Below are 12,226 nucleotides of genomic sequence, written 5' to 3' on the forward strand. Positions count from 1 at the left end.
CGCGATGGGCCTGGACCGGCCGGCCGACCTGCCGCCGGCGGCGAGCGGCGGCTCGGTCTCCTACCGGCGGGCCGGCGGCCTGCGCGGCCGGCCCTACCAGTCCGGGCGCGGCGCCTGAAAATTTCTGGCCGCCGGTTGTCGAAGCCGGCGGTGGTCGTTCGACGGGTTGGTGAAGGCCGGCGCAGGGCCGGCCCGCACCGACGCACAGGGAGCAGATCATGGCCAGGATCGTGTCGAACTTCTTCATCTCGCTCGACGGTGTCGTGGAGCGGCCCGACCAGTGGCACTTCCCCTACTTCGACGACGAGATGGGCGCCGCGGTCGGGCACGGTGTGGAGCGGGCCACGGCGTTCCTGATGGGGCGCAAGCAGTACCAGGAATGGGCCGAGTACTGGCCGAACAAGGCCGACGGCGACGACGGCGGCTTCGCGGGCTTCATCAACGCGGTGCCGAAGTACGTCCTGTCGAACACGCTCAACGAGGCGACCTGGCGGAACACGACCCTGCTCTCCGGCGGGCCGGAGCAGGTCGCGGCGCGGCTGCGGGAGATCAAGGAACAGTCCGCCGGGGAGATCGCCATGTCGGGCAGCCCCACCACGGTCCGGTGGCTGCTGGCCAACGGGCTGCTGGACGAACTGCGCCTGCTGGTGCACCCGATCGCCCTCGGCAGCGGCCAGCGACTGTTCGAGGAGACGCCCACCTGCCCGCTACGGCTGATCAGCAGCGAGACGTTCAAGAGCGGCGTCCTGAACCTCGCCTACGCCCCCGCCCCCGCCTAGTTCGGCTGCGGCTGGAGATCTTGGAAGGTTTGGGCCCCTCTGGGGGCCTTTTCCCTCCAAGACCTCCGCATCCGGTGGGGTGGTTCGCGGGGGAGGGCGCTCACCTGTTAGCCTTGTCGCCGGCCCGCCCGGTAAAAGCCGGGTGGGACCGACGCTGGTACGCCAGCGGAGGGGCTGTGGCGCAGACCGGTAGCGCACCTCGTTCGCATCGAGGGGGTCAGGGGTTCAAATCCCCTCAGCTCCACCCAGTTCAAAGGCCGTTTCCGCCAGTCGGAGACGGCCTTTTCGCGTGTGTGATCGGTGGCCCGGCGCTCCGCCCTCCTGTGAATTGGCGGTCAACGGTTTTGGTGCCCGCCGGGCGGGTAGGCGGCCGCACCGCCGCGGCGAGATGAGGGAGAGCCCATGCCGATTGACACCACGCGCGACCTGTTCATCTACGAGCTGGGCATTCTGGCGGAGATGGAGACATCCGGGCTGCGCATGCTCGACTTCCTGGCCCATCGGGTCAAGGACCACGATCTCCGGCAGATCGTCCGGACCGAGCAGCAGGACTGCGCGCGGTGGGAGGAGAACATCAACTCCTGCGCGGCGGCGATCGGCACCGCCCTGGCCCCGACCCGGTCCGAGACTGTCGACGGCATCTATGACCGGTTCGAAGCATTCGTGCGGGCGAACCCGTCATCGAACATGGTCGACCAGTTCGCGGTCGACACCCTGATCCGGTTCCTGTATCTCACCATTGCCGCGCACAAGACCGTCTTCGACTGGGCCGTTCTCATGGGCGAGGACAAGTGCGTGCAATGTCTACACACCAACCTGGTCCAGAAGCAGGAGAACGTGGCCGGTATCGAACGGTACGGCCACGAACTCGGCACCCGGCTCCTGGCCCCGGTCGCGCGGCCCGCGTAAGTCCGGCGCGTTGAGCGAGCCGGTGCGCGGAACCCAGCCATCCGGCGACCACGGGCCGGTGGGAGAGCCCGAGTCGGTGCAGGCCAGGAACGTCGTGCGCGGTGCGGAGGAATCCCGGCAGGCCAACTTCCTGGAGCTGTTCTTCGACCTGGTGCTGGTCTTCGCCCTGATCGGCGTGGTCAGCCGGGTGGTGCCGGACCTCCTCTCCGACGACGCGCGCCGGCGCTGGCTGTCGCTGCTGTACACGCTCGTGCTGGCCCTGCCGCTGCTCTGGCTGTGGACGACCACCGCGTACATCACCAGCCGGTTCAGTCCGCGCTGCGGTCAGGTCCAGGTGATGGTCCTGGTCAGCGCCTTCGGCCTGCTGATCATGTCGACGTCCCTGCCGTACGCCTTCGTCGGTCACGGCCTCGCCTTCGCCGTGCCATACGTGTTGCTTCAGGTCGGACGTCCATGGCTGCTCCTGCCGCTGTTGCGGGGGCAGGAAGGGGTACGGTCCCTCTTCACCCGCCAGGCCCTCTGGTTCACCGCCACCGGCGTGGTCTGGCTCTGGGGAGCGGTGGTGCAGGGGCCCTACCGGATCGCCCTGTGGTCGGTGGCGATCACCGTGGATCTGGTCGTGGCGCGGTTCAACTGGCCCTTACCCGGCATGGGCCGATGGCCCACCACCGCATGGGCGATGGCCAGCACCCGACACCTGCCGGAGCGGTACCAGCAACTGATGCTGATCGCGCTCGGCGAGACCGTCGTGTCGATCGGTATCACCTACACCAGACACACCACGTCCGCTGCGACGGTGGCCCTGGTGATCACATTCCTGTCATCGGTGCTGCTGTGGCGGATCTACTTCTATCGCGCCGGCCAGGTGTTGGCCGAGGCCGTCGCTATGTCGTCGAACCCGGCGGCGCTCGGCCGCAGTATCGGCGCTGCCCACCTGGTGATGGTGCTCGGCATCGTGGCCATCGCCGCGGGCTCGGAAGACGTGCTGGCCCATCCGGGCGGGCAGACCCGGGCGGCCTGGATCGTGGTGATCCTCGGTGGGCCGGCGGTCTTCCTGTTGGGCCGGATCCGGCTGGAACGGATCGTCTTCAACCGGCTCGCCGTACGCCGGCTGGTCGGCATCGGCGCGCTGGCCCTGCTGGGGCCGCCGCTGGCCTTCGGTCCGCCGCTGTTCGCCGCCGCTGCGGCGGTCGCAGTGCTGCTCGGCGTCGCCCTCGCGGACGCCCGGCAGGCTGCCGGCCGCCCACCGGAGGCCCCGTCCCCGGTCACCTAGCCGCAGCTGGCGCCGGCCACGGTCGGGCGGTGGCTGGCAACCGCCCTCGGGAACGCCTGCCGGAGCAGGCTCCCGAGGGGCGTCAGCCACCGCCGACCGTGGCCGGTCGCCTCACCAGGCCGTGTTGATGACGTAGGGGGCCGGGTTCGGGACGTTGTGCCACTCGGCCACGCTGGGCGGAATCTGCACCCAGTCGGTCTCGCCGACCTCGCACTGCTGGACGGTCGGGAACCACAGCACCTCGGGGGCCTTCTCGTCGATCCGGAAGCCCAGCCCGAAGAGCTGGACGTCGTGGTCGGGCAGCGGTCCACCGACCCAGGCCACCTCGACGATGCGGCCGAAACCGTGGCCCTCGCCCACCGCGCGGGTCACCTGGACCTCCCAGCCGGGCACCGGATCGGGGGTGACGAGGTGCAGGCCCCCGGGGATCTGCACCCGTACGGCCGTGGCGGGTGAACCGGCGCAGCCGTGCCCGACCCGGAACGCGGTGTGGAAGAACTTGGTGTCGGCGGTGTTCGGCGTGGTGACCACGTGCGCGCCGGCCGGCGCCGCGGCGACGCCGACCGCCACAGCGGCGGCCACCAGGACGACCCCGGCACGTCGCATCAGTCTGCTCACTCGTCTCCTCCAGAGGCTCAGGATGCTCATCGCCGTCAGCCGTCAGCCGTCAGCCGTCCGCCCGGCCCGGCACCGGACCCAGCATGGTGAGGGCCCTCGGCCGTGTCTTCGCGCAGATTGCTGCGTTCCGCGGGGCCACCCGTGATTGGTCCCGAGCGGGCCGGCCGGCACCCCGAGGACCGTCTAGGCCGCCCCGCAGGACCGACCTTGACCAGCGGGAACGCCGCAGGCGCCCGGCTGCGTCGGCGACCCCAGAACGTGCCCACCCGCACCACGACCCCGCCGCCTGCCCGGCTAGGGGTCCGAACTCGGCGGCCCCTCAGCGCGGCCGTCCGGGTCGGACGGTCGGCCCGACGCCCGGCCTACTCGGATGATCTTTTCCGAGCCGCCTGGCTCCCGCGCCGAGCCCGCCTCTAGGCTCCTGCCCAAGCTTCGGCGCGCGAGCGCCGGGAACGGGGGCGGGGCGCGTGCGGGTCAGGATGTTTGCCCGTCTGATGGTCGCGGTGCTCGGTGCCGCCGTCGGCGCGGTGGCGCCGCTGGCCGCCGGCGTGGCGTACGCGGACGGCTCGGTGGGGCTCGGCCTCCAGACTTACAAGCACATGGTGGTCGACTCGTCGCACCGCCAGCTCTTCTTCAGCCAGGGCCGTTACCAGTCGGAGCTGCGGGTGACCGACCTCTCCGGCGACACCCAGCGGACGATCCCGAACCTGCCGGGCGCCAGTGGGATGGCGTTGAGCCCGGACGGTTCGAAGCTCTACGTGGCCCTCATCGAGGCGGGCGCGGTCGCCGCGATCGACACGACGACGCTGACCGAGACGCACCGCTACAGCATGGGCGCCGGCACCTGCCCCGAATGGCTGGCGCCGGCCGGCGGGAAGATCTACGTCGGCTACGGCTGCCAGAGCGGCAAGGGCAAGCTGGGATCCATCGACGTGCGAGGCCCGGCCCCGGTCGTGGCCCTGGACCTGCCGCTCGGCGGCACCGACTACTACTACAGCGCGCCGTTCCTCCGGAGCTCCCCGGCCAAGCCGGGCCTGCTGCTGCTGCTGGAACGGGCCAGCGGCAGCGTCACCCTGCCCGGCCGGCCGATCCTGTACGACGTCTCGTCCGGGACCCCGTCGCGGATCGCGTCGGTGCCGCTGGAAGCCTGTGGCCGGCTCCAGGACGCCGCGTTGACGGCCGACGGGGGCAAGGCGGTCCTGGCCTGCTCCTACGTGGACGATCCCGAGTCGGAATACAACCTGGTGGGGACCGAGCACCTGGCGTTCTCGACGACGGATCTGTCCCCGGCCGGCACGTACCCGTCGGGCACCTGGCCGTACGCGGTGGCGACGTCCCCGGACGGCGCCTTCGTCATGCTCGGCTCCAGCGAGACGGACTCGATCCACGTCAGGCGGACGGACGGGACCCCGGTACGCCGGTACGACCTCCCCGCCGGCCACAACGTGGAGCGTCAGGGGCTGGCGGTCAGCGCCGACAGCCGCACGCTCTACGCGGTCACCACGGATCAGGACCGGAAGAACCCCACCCTGCTTCTGCTGACCGACTTCCGCACCGCCGGCACCACGATCCTGCTGGCCGCGCCGAAGACCAGCACCCGCGCGGCGCGACTGACCATCAGCGGAACCCTGGCGTTCGCCGGCGGCGACGTGTCGGCGCCGCGGACGCTGCGGGTGGCGAAGCAGGATCTCAACGGCAGCCACCCGCTGCCCGACGTCACCACCACCGCCGACGGCACCTTCGCCTTCACCGACACGCCGCTGGTCGGCGGCACCAACACCTACACCGTGACCTTCCCGGGCGACGCGGCGCAGCCCGGGACCAGCCGGTCAGCCACCGTGGAGGTGTCGCGCGTCGCCACCCCGCTGAGCATCACGGCGAAGGTGACCTCCGGCCGCGGCGCGACGGTGACCGCGCAGCTGGGCACCACCTACACCAACCGCACCCTCTGCCTCTACGCCCAGCCGTACGGGCAGGCACGCAGGACGCTCAAGTGCGGCGAGGTTGACGGGTACGGCAGGCTCTCCGCCACCTACCCGACGTACCAGCGGGTCACGTTCAGTGCCGTCTACACCGGAGACGACCGGAACGCGCCCGCCCAGGCTTCGGTGCGTACGTACGGGTTCCTGTGGAAGCCCGGGGTGTTCCGCGGCTACTGAGCCGGTCAGGTGGTGAAGTCGTCCCGGGCGTCCCGGGCGTCCTTCTGGACGTGCTCCCCGGGCTGTTCGCCCCGCAACTCGTCCTGCCGTATCACCTGGTCCGCCTCGGCCCGTTCGGCCCGGGTCATGTCGCCCATGCGGGCCCGGGCCGGTCCGGCCAGCTGCTCGAGCTTGTCGTTCGACCGCTCGGTGGAGCTCATGTCGCCTCCCTGCCGTCGTGGGCGGTCGGGATACCGCTCCTGACCCGCGTCCCCGCCGAGAGCGCCGGAAAACCCGCCGCGAACGGCCGGGCACAGCAGGTCGTGCCCCGCCGCGCGGTGGATCGCGCAGTCCACCCCGCCGTCACCGCAGGCCGGCCACTGTCGGCCGTCGGGCGCACAATGACGCGATGGCAGCGGAGTACGCGCACACCGACGAGTTCCGTGGCGCCCGGTTCACCGACGTCGACCTGGCCGGCGCCCGGCTCCGCGCGTGCGACCTGAGTGGGGCCAGGATCCTCAGTGCCGCCCTGGTCGACGTCCGCATCGGGGGTGACATCGACCGGCTCGTGGTCAACGACGTCGACGTCACCGCGTACGTGGCCGCCGAACTGGACCGGCGGCACCCGGAACGGGTGCGGGTGCGTGAGCTGCGCACCGCCGAGGACCACCGCGCCGTCTGGGCCACCCTGGAGCGGCTCTGGGCGCAGACGGTGGCCGGCGCCGAGCGGCTGCCCGAGGCGGCCCGGCACGAGCGGGTCGACGAGGAGTGGTCCTTCGTGGAGACCCTCCGGCACCTCGTCTTCGCCACCGACCTGTGGGCCGGGCACGTGATCCTCGGCGATCCGGCTCCCTACCACCCGCTCGCGTTGCCGCCCACCGACTACCCGCCCGAGGACGAGGCCGCGCTCGACCTCGACCGGGACGCCCGCCCCTCGTACGGCCAGGTGTTGGCGGCACGCGCCGAGCGGATGGCGCTGGTGCGCGGCATCGTGGACCGGCTCACCGATGACGACCTGGACCGGATCTGCCCGGGCCGGCTGCCGGAGGCCTGGCACGAGCCGCCGCAGCCGGTCCGCGAGTGCCTACGGGTGATCATGCAGGAGGAGGTCGAGCACCGCCGCTACGCCGAGCGGGACCTCGCGGTGCTGGCGACGCGGTAGCGCCTCAGGCCGGGTGGTCCCGGAGAAGTTCCGCCGCCGCCGCCCGGACGGCCGCCGCCGACTCCTGCTCGTCGGCGGCCGTGACGCCCCAGCCGGCGTACAGCTCCAGAAAGTGGCGGCCGATCAGCTGCAGCTCTGCCGAGCCGGAGTGGCAGGCCTGCCAGTAGATCTCGTGGGCCAGGTCCTCCGGATCGCCCTCGCCCGTGACGATGGCCGTCGCCGCCGCCCGCATCAGGTGCAGCCGGGCGCCGCGCCGGTCGGGGACCGGATGGCCCAGCTCCGTCATCGCCACCTGGAACAGGTCCACCGCCTCCCGGGATTCACCCCGGGACAGTCCGGCCAGCTCCCGCAGCGCCGGTGAGTCGATCCCCTCGGCCAGGGCCGACGCCGCTGCCATCGGCAGGTCGTCGCCGTTCAGCCGCCCGAGGGCGAGCCGCACCGCCAGATCCCGGAGCTCCCGCACGCCGGAAAGATCAGGCCGGGGACGGCGCCGACCACTGCCGGCGGGGCCGGTCACCCGCGCTCCCGGGCGGCGGCGCGGAGCGCCGCGACGCAGGCGGCCACCGCCGGATGGTCGCCCGCCCCCTTCCGGTACTCGATGCGGGTACGGCGGCGCAGGTCGAGGGGGACGAGGCGGACGCCCTCGGGCGGCCGGCCGACGGCGAGTTCCGGCACCAGGGCGACCCCCTGCCCGGCGGCGACCAGGGCGAGCATCGCGGTGAAGTCGTCGGCGTGGTGCCGCACGGTCGGCGGGAAGCCGGCGAGCCGGCACGCGTGCCGCGCCACCGCGTGGCACAACGTGCGGGGGCTGCCCAGGATCCAGTCCGCCTGCCGGACGTCGGCCAGCGTCCGCACCGCCATCGTGGCCGGTACGGCCAGGTAGACGGTCTCCGCGAGCAGCGGCGTCGAGTCGAGCGCGGGATCGGGGGCGGTCGGCACCACGTCGTAGTCGTGCGCGAGGGCCACGTCCAGGCGGCGGTCGCGTAGCGCGTCGGGCACGTCGACCGGGTCCAGTTCGGTGACCATCAGGTCCAGCGCCGGATGGTCGCGGGCCAGCGCGACCAGGGCCGGCGGCAGCAGGGTGCGCACCGCACTCGGGTACGCGCCGATGCGTACCGTGCCGGAGAGCCCGCCCCGCGCGGCGGCGAGGGTGGCGTCGGCGGCCTCCAACGCGGCGAGCACCACCTCGGTGTGCCGCACCAGCGCCTCCCCGGTCGGGGTGAGGGTGACCCGGCGGCCCGCCCGTTCCAGCAGCGCCACGCCGGCCTCCCGTTGCAGCGCGGCCAGTTGCTGCGAGACGGCGGACGCGGTGTAGGTGTGCGCCTCGGCGACGGCGGCGATGGTGCCGAGCCGGGCCAGATCCCGCAGCAGCCGCAGGCGGCGGACGTCGAGCATGAAGCTCAGCTTACGCATCCGTTGAGCAATCGGAACTGGTTCTTCAGGGTCGTCCGGCGCAGGCTGGAGGCATGACGCTGCACGGGTTGTACGTACCGCTGATCACGCCCTTCCACGAGCGGGACGGCGTCGACCGCGACGCGCTCGCCGCCCTCGCCCACGAGGCGCTGGACGCCGGCGCGGCCGGCCTGGTCGCGCTGGGCACCACCGCTGAGCCGCACGCGCTCACCGAGACGGAACGGCGGGTGGTGCTCGACGTGGTCGGCGGGGCCTGCCGGGAACGGAACGCGCCGCTCCTGGTCGGCGCGCACACCGTCGAGGCGCTGCGCGGGCTGGGCGACGGCGTCGCGGCCGCGCTCTGCCTCGTCCCGCCGTTCCTGCGACCCGGCGAGGAGGCCGTACTGGCCCACTTCACCCGGCTGGCCCAGGCCTCGCCGGTGCCGCTGGTCGTCTACCACGTGCCGTACCGGACCGGGCAGGAGCTCTCGGCCGGGGCGCTGCGCCGGCTCGCCGCGATCCCCGGCATCGTGGGCATCAAGCACGCGGTGGGCGGGATCGACGCGGACACCCTCGCCTTCCTGGCCGACGTGCCCCCGGACTTCGCCGTGCTCGGCGGCGAGGACGCGTACGTCTCACCCCTGCTCGCCCTCGGCGCACACGGCGGCATCCTGGCCTCGGCACACGTCGCCACGGCCGACTTCGCCGCGCTGGTCGCGGCCTGGCGGGCCGGGGACGCCGCCCGCGCCCGGCCGCTCGGGCACCGGCTGGCCACCCTCTCGCGTGCCCTCTTCGCCGAGCCCAACCCGGCGGTGATCAAGGCGGTGCTGCACGCCCGGGGCCGGATCCCCACACCGGCGGTCCGCCCGCCGCTGCTGCCCGCCACCCCGGCCGCCACGGCGCACGCCCTCCGGCACGCGGACGAACTCGCGGCGGTGCCGGCATGACCGCGGACCGGGCGCTGGCCCGGGACCTGGTGCACCGGATCGCCGCCGAGGTCGCCGCGGTGCTCGACGGGCTGGACCCCGCCCTGCTCGACCGGCCGGCGGTCCCCGGCACCAACCCGATCGGCTGGCTGCTGTGGCACCTCACCCGCAGCCACGACCGGAACGTCAGCGAGCTGCGCGGACGCCCGCAGCTCTGGTTGGCGGACGGGTGGCACGCCCGGTTCGGCCGGCGGCCCGACCCGGCCGACACGGGTTACCGCCACCCGGCCGCCGAGGTGGCCGCCTTCCGCAGCCCGGCGCCGGACGTCCTCGCCGGCTACCACCGGGCGGTGGTCGTGATGGTCGACGACTACCTGACCGGCGACGACGATCCGGGCCGGACGGTGCACAGCCCGACCCTCGGTGACGCGGCGACCGTGCACGAGCGGCTGCTCGGCGTGCTGACCGACGCGTTGCAGCACGTCGGGCAGGCGGCACTGGTCCGGGGGATGCTGGACCGACAGCCGGCGGCGGCCGGGCCGGCGCCGGTGGGAGGCTGACCCGAGGCCGTCCCCGGGCGGGGACGGCCTCGGGGACGGGTCACGCCTTCGGCGGTTCCGCGTCCGTCCAGCTCGCGTCGAGCACGGCCTGGTAGCTGAGCGGCCGCCCCAGGTCGGCGTCCCAGGACTCCTGGGCCAGCGCCAGCCCGGTACCCGGGTCGACGACCAGCCGGAGCTGCGCCAGCCCCCCGTCGCCGCGCCGGGTGTAGCCCAGCGCCATGCCGGCCCGGCCGTGCGGGTCCGTCACCGGCCCCAACTCGGTCACCCCAGCCAGACCCGACAGCATTCGGTAGGCCGCCGCCCGGACCTGCGGGGTGGCCGGCAGGTCGAGGACGAGCTGGGTGGCGCTCCAGAAGAGGGCCCAGGCGTCGCTCTCGGTGCCACCGGCCTGCCGCTTCAGCAGCGCGGTCCGCAGCGCGGCCGGGTCGGTGGGCAGCGCGGACAGCTCCGCGAGGGTGACCGGCCGACCGCCGAGGAGGTAGTTCCGCGCCGGGTCGAGCCCCTCCGGGGTACGCAGCCTCCGCTCCTGCGGCGCGGCGGACACCTCCCCCCAGCGGGTCGGGGAGCCGGCCCGCCGCCAGGCCGCCTCGTCGGCGGCGTTCACCGGGCGGGCACCGAGGGACTGGACGAACACCCACGTCCGGTCGGCCGGATCGGTCGCGGACCAGGTCTCCACCCGCGTCCGCTGGACGATGGCGTACCGGCCGCCGGGCGGACCGACCTGGCGCACGTCACCGTGCTCCACGACGCTCTTCCAGTACCGGCCGGCACCCGCCTCGGTGGCACCGACCGTCTCGGCCGCGGTCAGCAGCAGCTGCCGGGCGGTGGCGGGGGCCGGCAGGGGGACCGCGGCCCGCGGGCGCGGCGTGGGGGAGGCGTCCGGGTGCACCGCGACGACCACCGCGAGGGCTCCGGCCGCCAGCGCGGGGACGAGGGCGGCCGCCAGCACGAGCCGACGCCGCGCCACCGGCCGGATCGCGCGCCGGTCCGGCTCCAACCGGGGGTACGCGGTGACGGTGGCCGGATCGAACCGGGCGTCCCCCGGGTCGAGCCGCGCCGGCCGGGACTCGGACAGCACCTGCAACACATCTCGACGCCGACTCATCGGCTGAACTCCTTCACACTGAGCGGGGACGGAACCCGACGGACCACCTCATCGGCGGCGGAGACGGCCTGTTCCAGGCGGCGGCGGGCACGGTGCAGCCGGACCGCGAAGGTGGCGACCGAGCAGCCCACCACCCGGGCGGCGGCCCGGTGGGACAGCCCCTGCCAGGCCACCAGGGTCAGCAGCTCCCGGTCGGCGTCACCGAGCCGGGCCAGTGCCCCGAGCACGGCGGACCGCTCGGCGACCCCCTCGGCCACGTCGTCGCCCGCCTCGTCGGCCCAGGCCCGCATCTCGGCCGCGAGGGACGCCTGGCGCACCTCCTCCCGGTACCGCTCGCGGACCACGTTGCGGGCCACCCCGAGCAGCCACGGCAGGGGCGCCGCCGGGACCTCGGGCAGCCGCCGCCAGGCGACCAGGAAGGTGTCGCCGACGACGTCGTCGGCGAGCTGCCGGCCCGCCCGGCTCACCGCGTACGCGTACACCGCTGCGTGGTGCCGTTCGTACAGCTCGGTGAACCGGGCCCCTGCTTCTGCTGCATCCACTGGCTGCTGCTCCTTGTCGCCGGAGGTGTGCCGTCACCAGGTAGTGCGGGTACCGGCCCGGTTCTTACCGGCGGATCGTGGAACGCGGACGGGGGCCGGTCCCGAATGGGACCGGCCCCCGTCGTGGGGCGTCTCGGGTCAGGGCTTCCAGGAGCCGGCGGCCTGGAAGTTGTGCTGGTACTCCACCACGCCGTTCTTGTCCTTGACGTCGAGCACGAGCTGGCCGGTACGCGTCGTCCCGGCCGGCAGGTTGTTGCCCGAGTTGAGCAGTTTGCCGCAGCCGGAGAAGGCGCCGGAGATGCCGCTCTCCTCGCTGCCGTCCGTACCCTTCCAGCGGAAGTAGAACGGGTTGATCGATCCGGTGCCCTTGGTGACCTTGGCGGTCACGTCGGCGATCAGGAACATGCCCTTCTTCGGCCCGGGCATGAACTGCTGGCAGGACTCGGTCTTGGTGCGGAAGTTCTTGAGCGTGATCTCGACGGTGCCGTCGTCGTCGTTGATGATCAGCGTGTCGCCCGGCTTCATGTTGAAGGTCTCGCCGTCGGTCGGGCGGGTGTCCGGGGCGGCGTCCGACTCCTCCGGCGTGGGCGTGTCGAACGGCGCGGAGGTGGGGGCGGTGGTGGGCAGGCTGTCGATCGCCTCCTGCGCCTTCTTGCCCCCGCTGTAGATGGCGAAGATGCCGCCGCCGCAGCAGAGCAGCAGCAGGACCAGCGCGCCGACCCCGAGGCCGATCCACAGTCCCTTGTTGGACTTCTTCGCCGGCGGCGCGAACGGCTGACCCGGCGCGGGCGGGTACGCCCCGCCCGGCGCCGCCGGGAACTG

General features: G+C 73.3%; 13 protein-coding genes, 1 tRNA gene and 1 pseudogene. 8 read left to right on the plus strand and 7 right to left on the minus strand.

Annotated elements, in window-relative coordinates; translation table 11 throughout:
• Positions 1-218 precede the first annotated feature (218 nt).
• The 4 genes from ACWEVO_RS15445 to ACWEVO_RS15460 all read left to right on the plus strand — a co-directional run bounded on the left by ACWEVO_RS15445 (position 219) and on the right by ACWEVO_RS15460 (position 2,961).
• Positions 219-779: a dihydrofolate reductase family protein gene (locus ACWEVO_RS15445; protein ID WP_452308182.1), complete on the plus strand. Its 561-nt coding sequence runs from the start codon at positions 219-221 to the stop codon at positions 777-779.
• A 170-nt stretch (positions 780-949) separates the two neighbouring features.
• Positions 950-1,023: transfer RNA gene (locus ACWEVO_RS15450), tRNA-Ala, on the plus strand.
• 158 nt (positions 1,024-1,181) lie between these two features.
• Positions 1,182-1,688: a DUF892 family protein gene (locus tag ACWEVO_RS15455; protein ID WP_452308183.1), complete on the plus strand. Its 507-nt coding sequence runs from the start codon at positions 1,182-1,184 to the stop codon at positions 1,686-1,688.
• Positions 1,689-1,746: 58 nt separating this feature from the next.
• Positions 1,747-2,961: a low temperature requirement protein A gene (locus ACWEVO_RS15460; protein ID WP_452308184.1), complete on the plus strand. Its 1,215-nt coding sequence runs from the start codon at positions 1,747-1,749 to the stop codon at positions 2,959-2,961.
• Positions 2,962-3,072: 111 nt separating this feature from the next.
• Here ACWEVO_RS15460 and ACWEVO_RS15465 read toward each other — a convergent pair whose 3' ends face one another.
• Positions 3,073-3,579 carry a DUF1775 domain-containing protein gene (locus tag ACWEVO_RS15465; protein ID WP_452308185.1) on the minus strand — a complete coding sequence of 169 codons (507 nt, stop codon included), beginning with the start codon at positions 3,577-3,579 and terminating at the stop codon, positions 3,073-3,075.
• Positions 3,580-4,058: 479 nt separating this feature from the next.
• On the opposite strand from ACWEVO_RS15465, the gene ACWEVO_RS15470 reads away from it, so the two are divergent.
• Positions 4,059-5,738, plus strand: a complete 1,680-nt coding sequence (locus ACWEVO_RS15470; RefSeq protein WP_452308186.1) for a hypothetical protein — start codon at positions 4,059-4,061, stop codon at positions 5,736-5,738.
• Positions 5,739-5,743: 5 nt separating this feature from the next.
• On the opposite strand, the gene ACWEVO_RS15475 is transcribed toward ACWEVO_RS15470, so the two are convergent.
• Positions 5,744-5,938 (minus strand): general stress protein CsbD, encoded by a 195-nt coding sequence (locus ACWEVO_RS15475; RefSeq protein ID WP_452308187.1) that lies wholly within the window; start codon positions 5,936-5,938, stop codon positions 5,744-5,746.
• Between the two features lie 188 nt (positions 5,939-6,126).
• Here ACWEVO_RS15475 and ACWEVO_RS15480 point away from each other — a divergent pair, with 188 nt between their 5' ends.
• The gene (locus ACWEVO_RS15480; RefSeq protein ID WP_452308188.1) at positions 6,127-6,879 is read left to right on the plus strand and encodes a DinB family protein; all 753 of its coding nucleotides are present in this window, start codon (positions 6,127-6,129) and stop codon (positions 6,877-6,879) included.
• 4 nt (positions 6,880-6,883) lie between these two features.
• Here the strand turns inward: ACWEVO_RS15480 and ACWEVO_RS15485 are convergent, their stop codons facing one another.
• Together ACWEVO_RS15485 and ACWEVO_RS15490 are read right to left on the minus strand one after the other, a co-directional pair.
• On the minus strand, positions 6,884-7,342 hold the full coding sequence (locus ACWEVO_RS15485; protein WP_452308189.1) for a hypothetical protein: 459 nt from the start codon (positions 7,340-7,342) through the stop codon (positions 6,884-6,886).
• A 50-nt stretch (positions 7,343-7,392) separates the two neighbouring features.
• The gene (locus tag ACWEVO_RS15490) at positions 7,393-8,274 is read right to left on the minus strand and encodes a LysR family transcriptional regulator (protein WP_452308194.1); all 882 of its coding nucleotides are present in this window, start codon (positions 8,272-8,274) and stop codon (positions 7,393-7,395) included.
• A 71-nt stretch (positions 8,275-8,345) separates the two neighbouring features.
• Here ACWEVO_RS15490 and ACWEVO_RS15495 point away from each other — a divergent pair, with 71 nt between their 5' ends.
• Positions 8,346-9,218, plus strand: coding sequence for a dihydrodipicolinate synthase family protein (locus ACWEVO_RS15495; RefSeq protein WP_452308190.1), 873 nt, complete (start codon positions 8,346-8,348; stop codon positions 9,216-9,218).
• Complete coding sequence (locus ACWEVO_RS15500) at positions 9,215-9,757, plus strand: DinB family protein (protein WP_452308191.1); 543 nt, start codon at positions 9,215-9,217, stop codon at positions 9,755-9,757. Before ACWEVO_RS15495 ends, ACWEVO_RS15500 begins: the two co-directional genes overlap by 4 nt.
• A gap of 40 nt (positions 9,758-9,797) precedes the next feature.
• On the opposite strand, the gene ACWEVO_RS15505 is transcribed toward ACWEVO_RS15500, so the two are convergent.
• The 3 genes and pseudogenes from ACWEVO_RS15505 to ACWEVO_RS15515 all read right to left on the minus strand — a co-directional run.
• Positions 9,798-10,862, minus strand: a complete 1,065-nt coding sequence (locus ACWEVO_RS15505; RefSeq protein WP_452308192.1) for a CU044_5270 family protein — start codon at positions 10,860-10,862, stop codon at positions 9,798-9,800.
• The gene (locus ACWEVO_RS15510; protein WP_452308193.1) at positions 10,859-11,404 is read right to left on the minus strand and encodes an RNA polymerase sigma factor; all 546 of its coding nucleotides are present in this window, start codon (positions 11,402-11,404) and stop codon (positions 10,859-10,861) included. Before ACWEVO_RS15510 ends, ACWEVO_RS15505 begins: the two co-directional genes overlap by 4 nt.
• Before the next feature lie 138 nt (positions 11,405-11,542).
• Positions 11,543-12,226 (minus strand): annotated as a pseudogene (locus tag ACWEVO_RS15515) (hypothetical protein); the annotation flags it as partial.

It is taken from the genome of Micromonospora sp. NPDC003776 (genome assembly GCF_053605645.1).

Bases quoted from the DNA above. Each gene is read 5' to 3' on its own strand.
- ACWEVO_RS15445 (WP_452308182.1), top strand. From the start codon at position 219: ATGGCCAGGATCGTGTCGAACTTCTTCATCTCGCTCGACGGTGTCGTG.
- ACWEVO_RS15500 (WP_452308191.1), top strand. From the start codon at position 9,215: ATGACCGCGGACCGGGCGCTGGCCCGGGACCTGGTGCACCGGATCGCC.
- ACWEVO_RS15505 (WP_452308192.1), bottom strand. From the start codon at position 10,862: ATGAGTCGGCGTCGAGATGTGTTGCAGGTGCTGTCCGAGTCCCGGCCG.
- ACWEVO_RS15480 (WP_452308188.1), top strand. From the start codon at position 6,127: ATGGCAGCGGAGTACGCGCACACCGACGAGTTCCGTGGCGCCCGGTTC.
- ACWEVO_RS15495 (WP_452308190.1), top strand. From the start codon at position 8,346: ATGACGCTGCACGGGTTGTACGTACCGCTGATCACGCCCTTCCACGAG.
- ACWEVO_RS15455 (WP_452308183.1), top strand. From the start codon at position 1,182: ATGCCGATTGACACCACGCGCGACCTGTTCATCTACGAGCTGGGCATT.
- ACWEVO_RS15470 (WP_452308186.1), top strand. From the start codon at position 4,059: ATGTTTGCCCGTCTGATGGTCGCGGTGCTCGGTGCCGCCGTCGGCGCG.
- ACWEVO_RS15490 (WP_452308194.1), bottom strand. From the start codon at position 8,274: ATGCTCGACGTCCGCCGCCTGCGGCTGCTGCGGGATCTGGCCCGGCTC.
- ACWEVO_RS15475 (WP_452308187.1), bottom strand. From the start codon at position 5,938: ATGAGCTCCACCGAGCGGTCGAACGACAAGCTCGAGCAGCTGGCCGGA.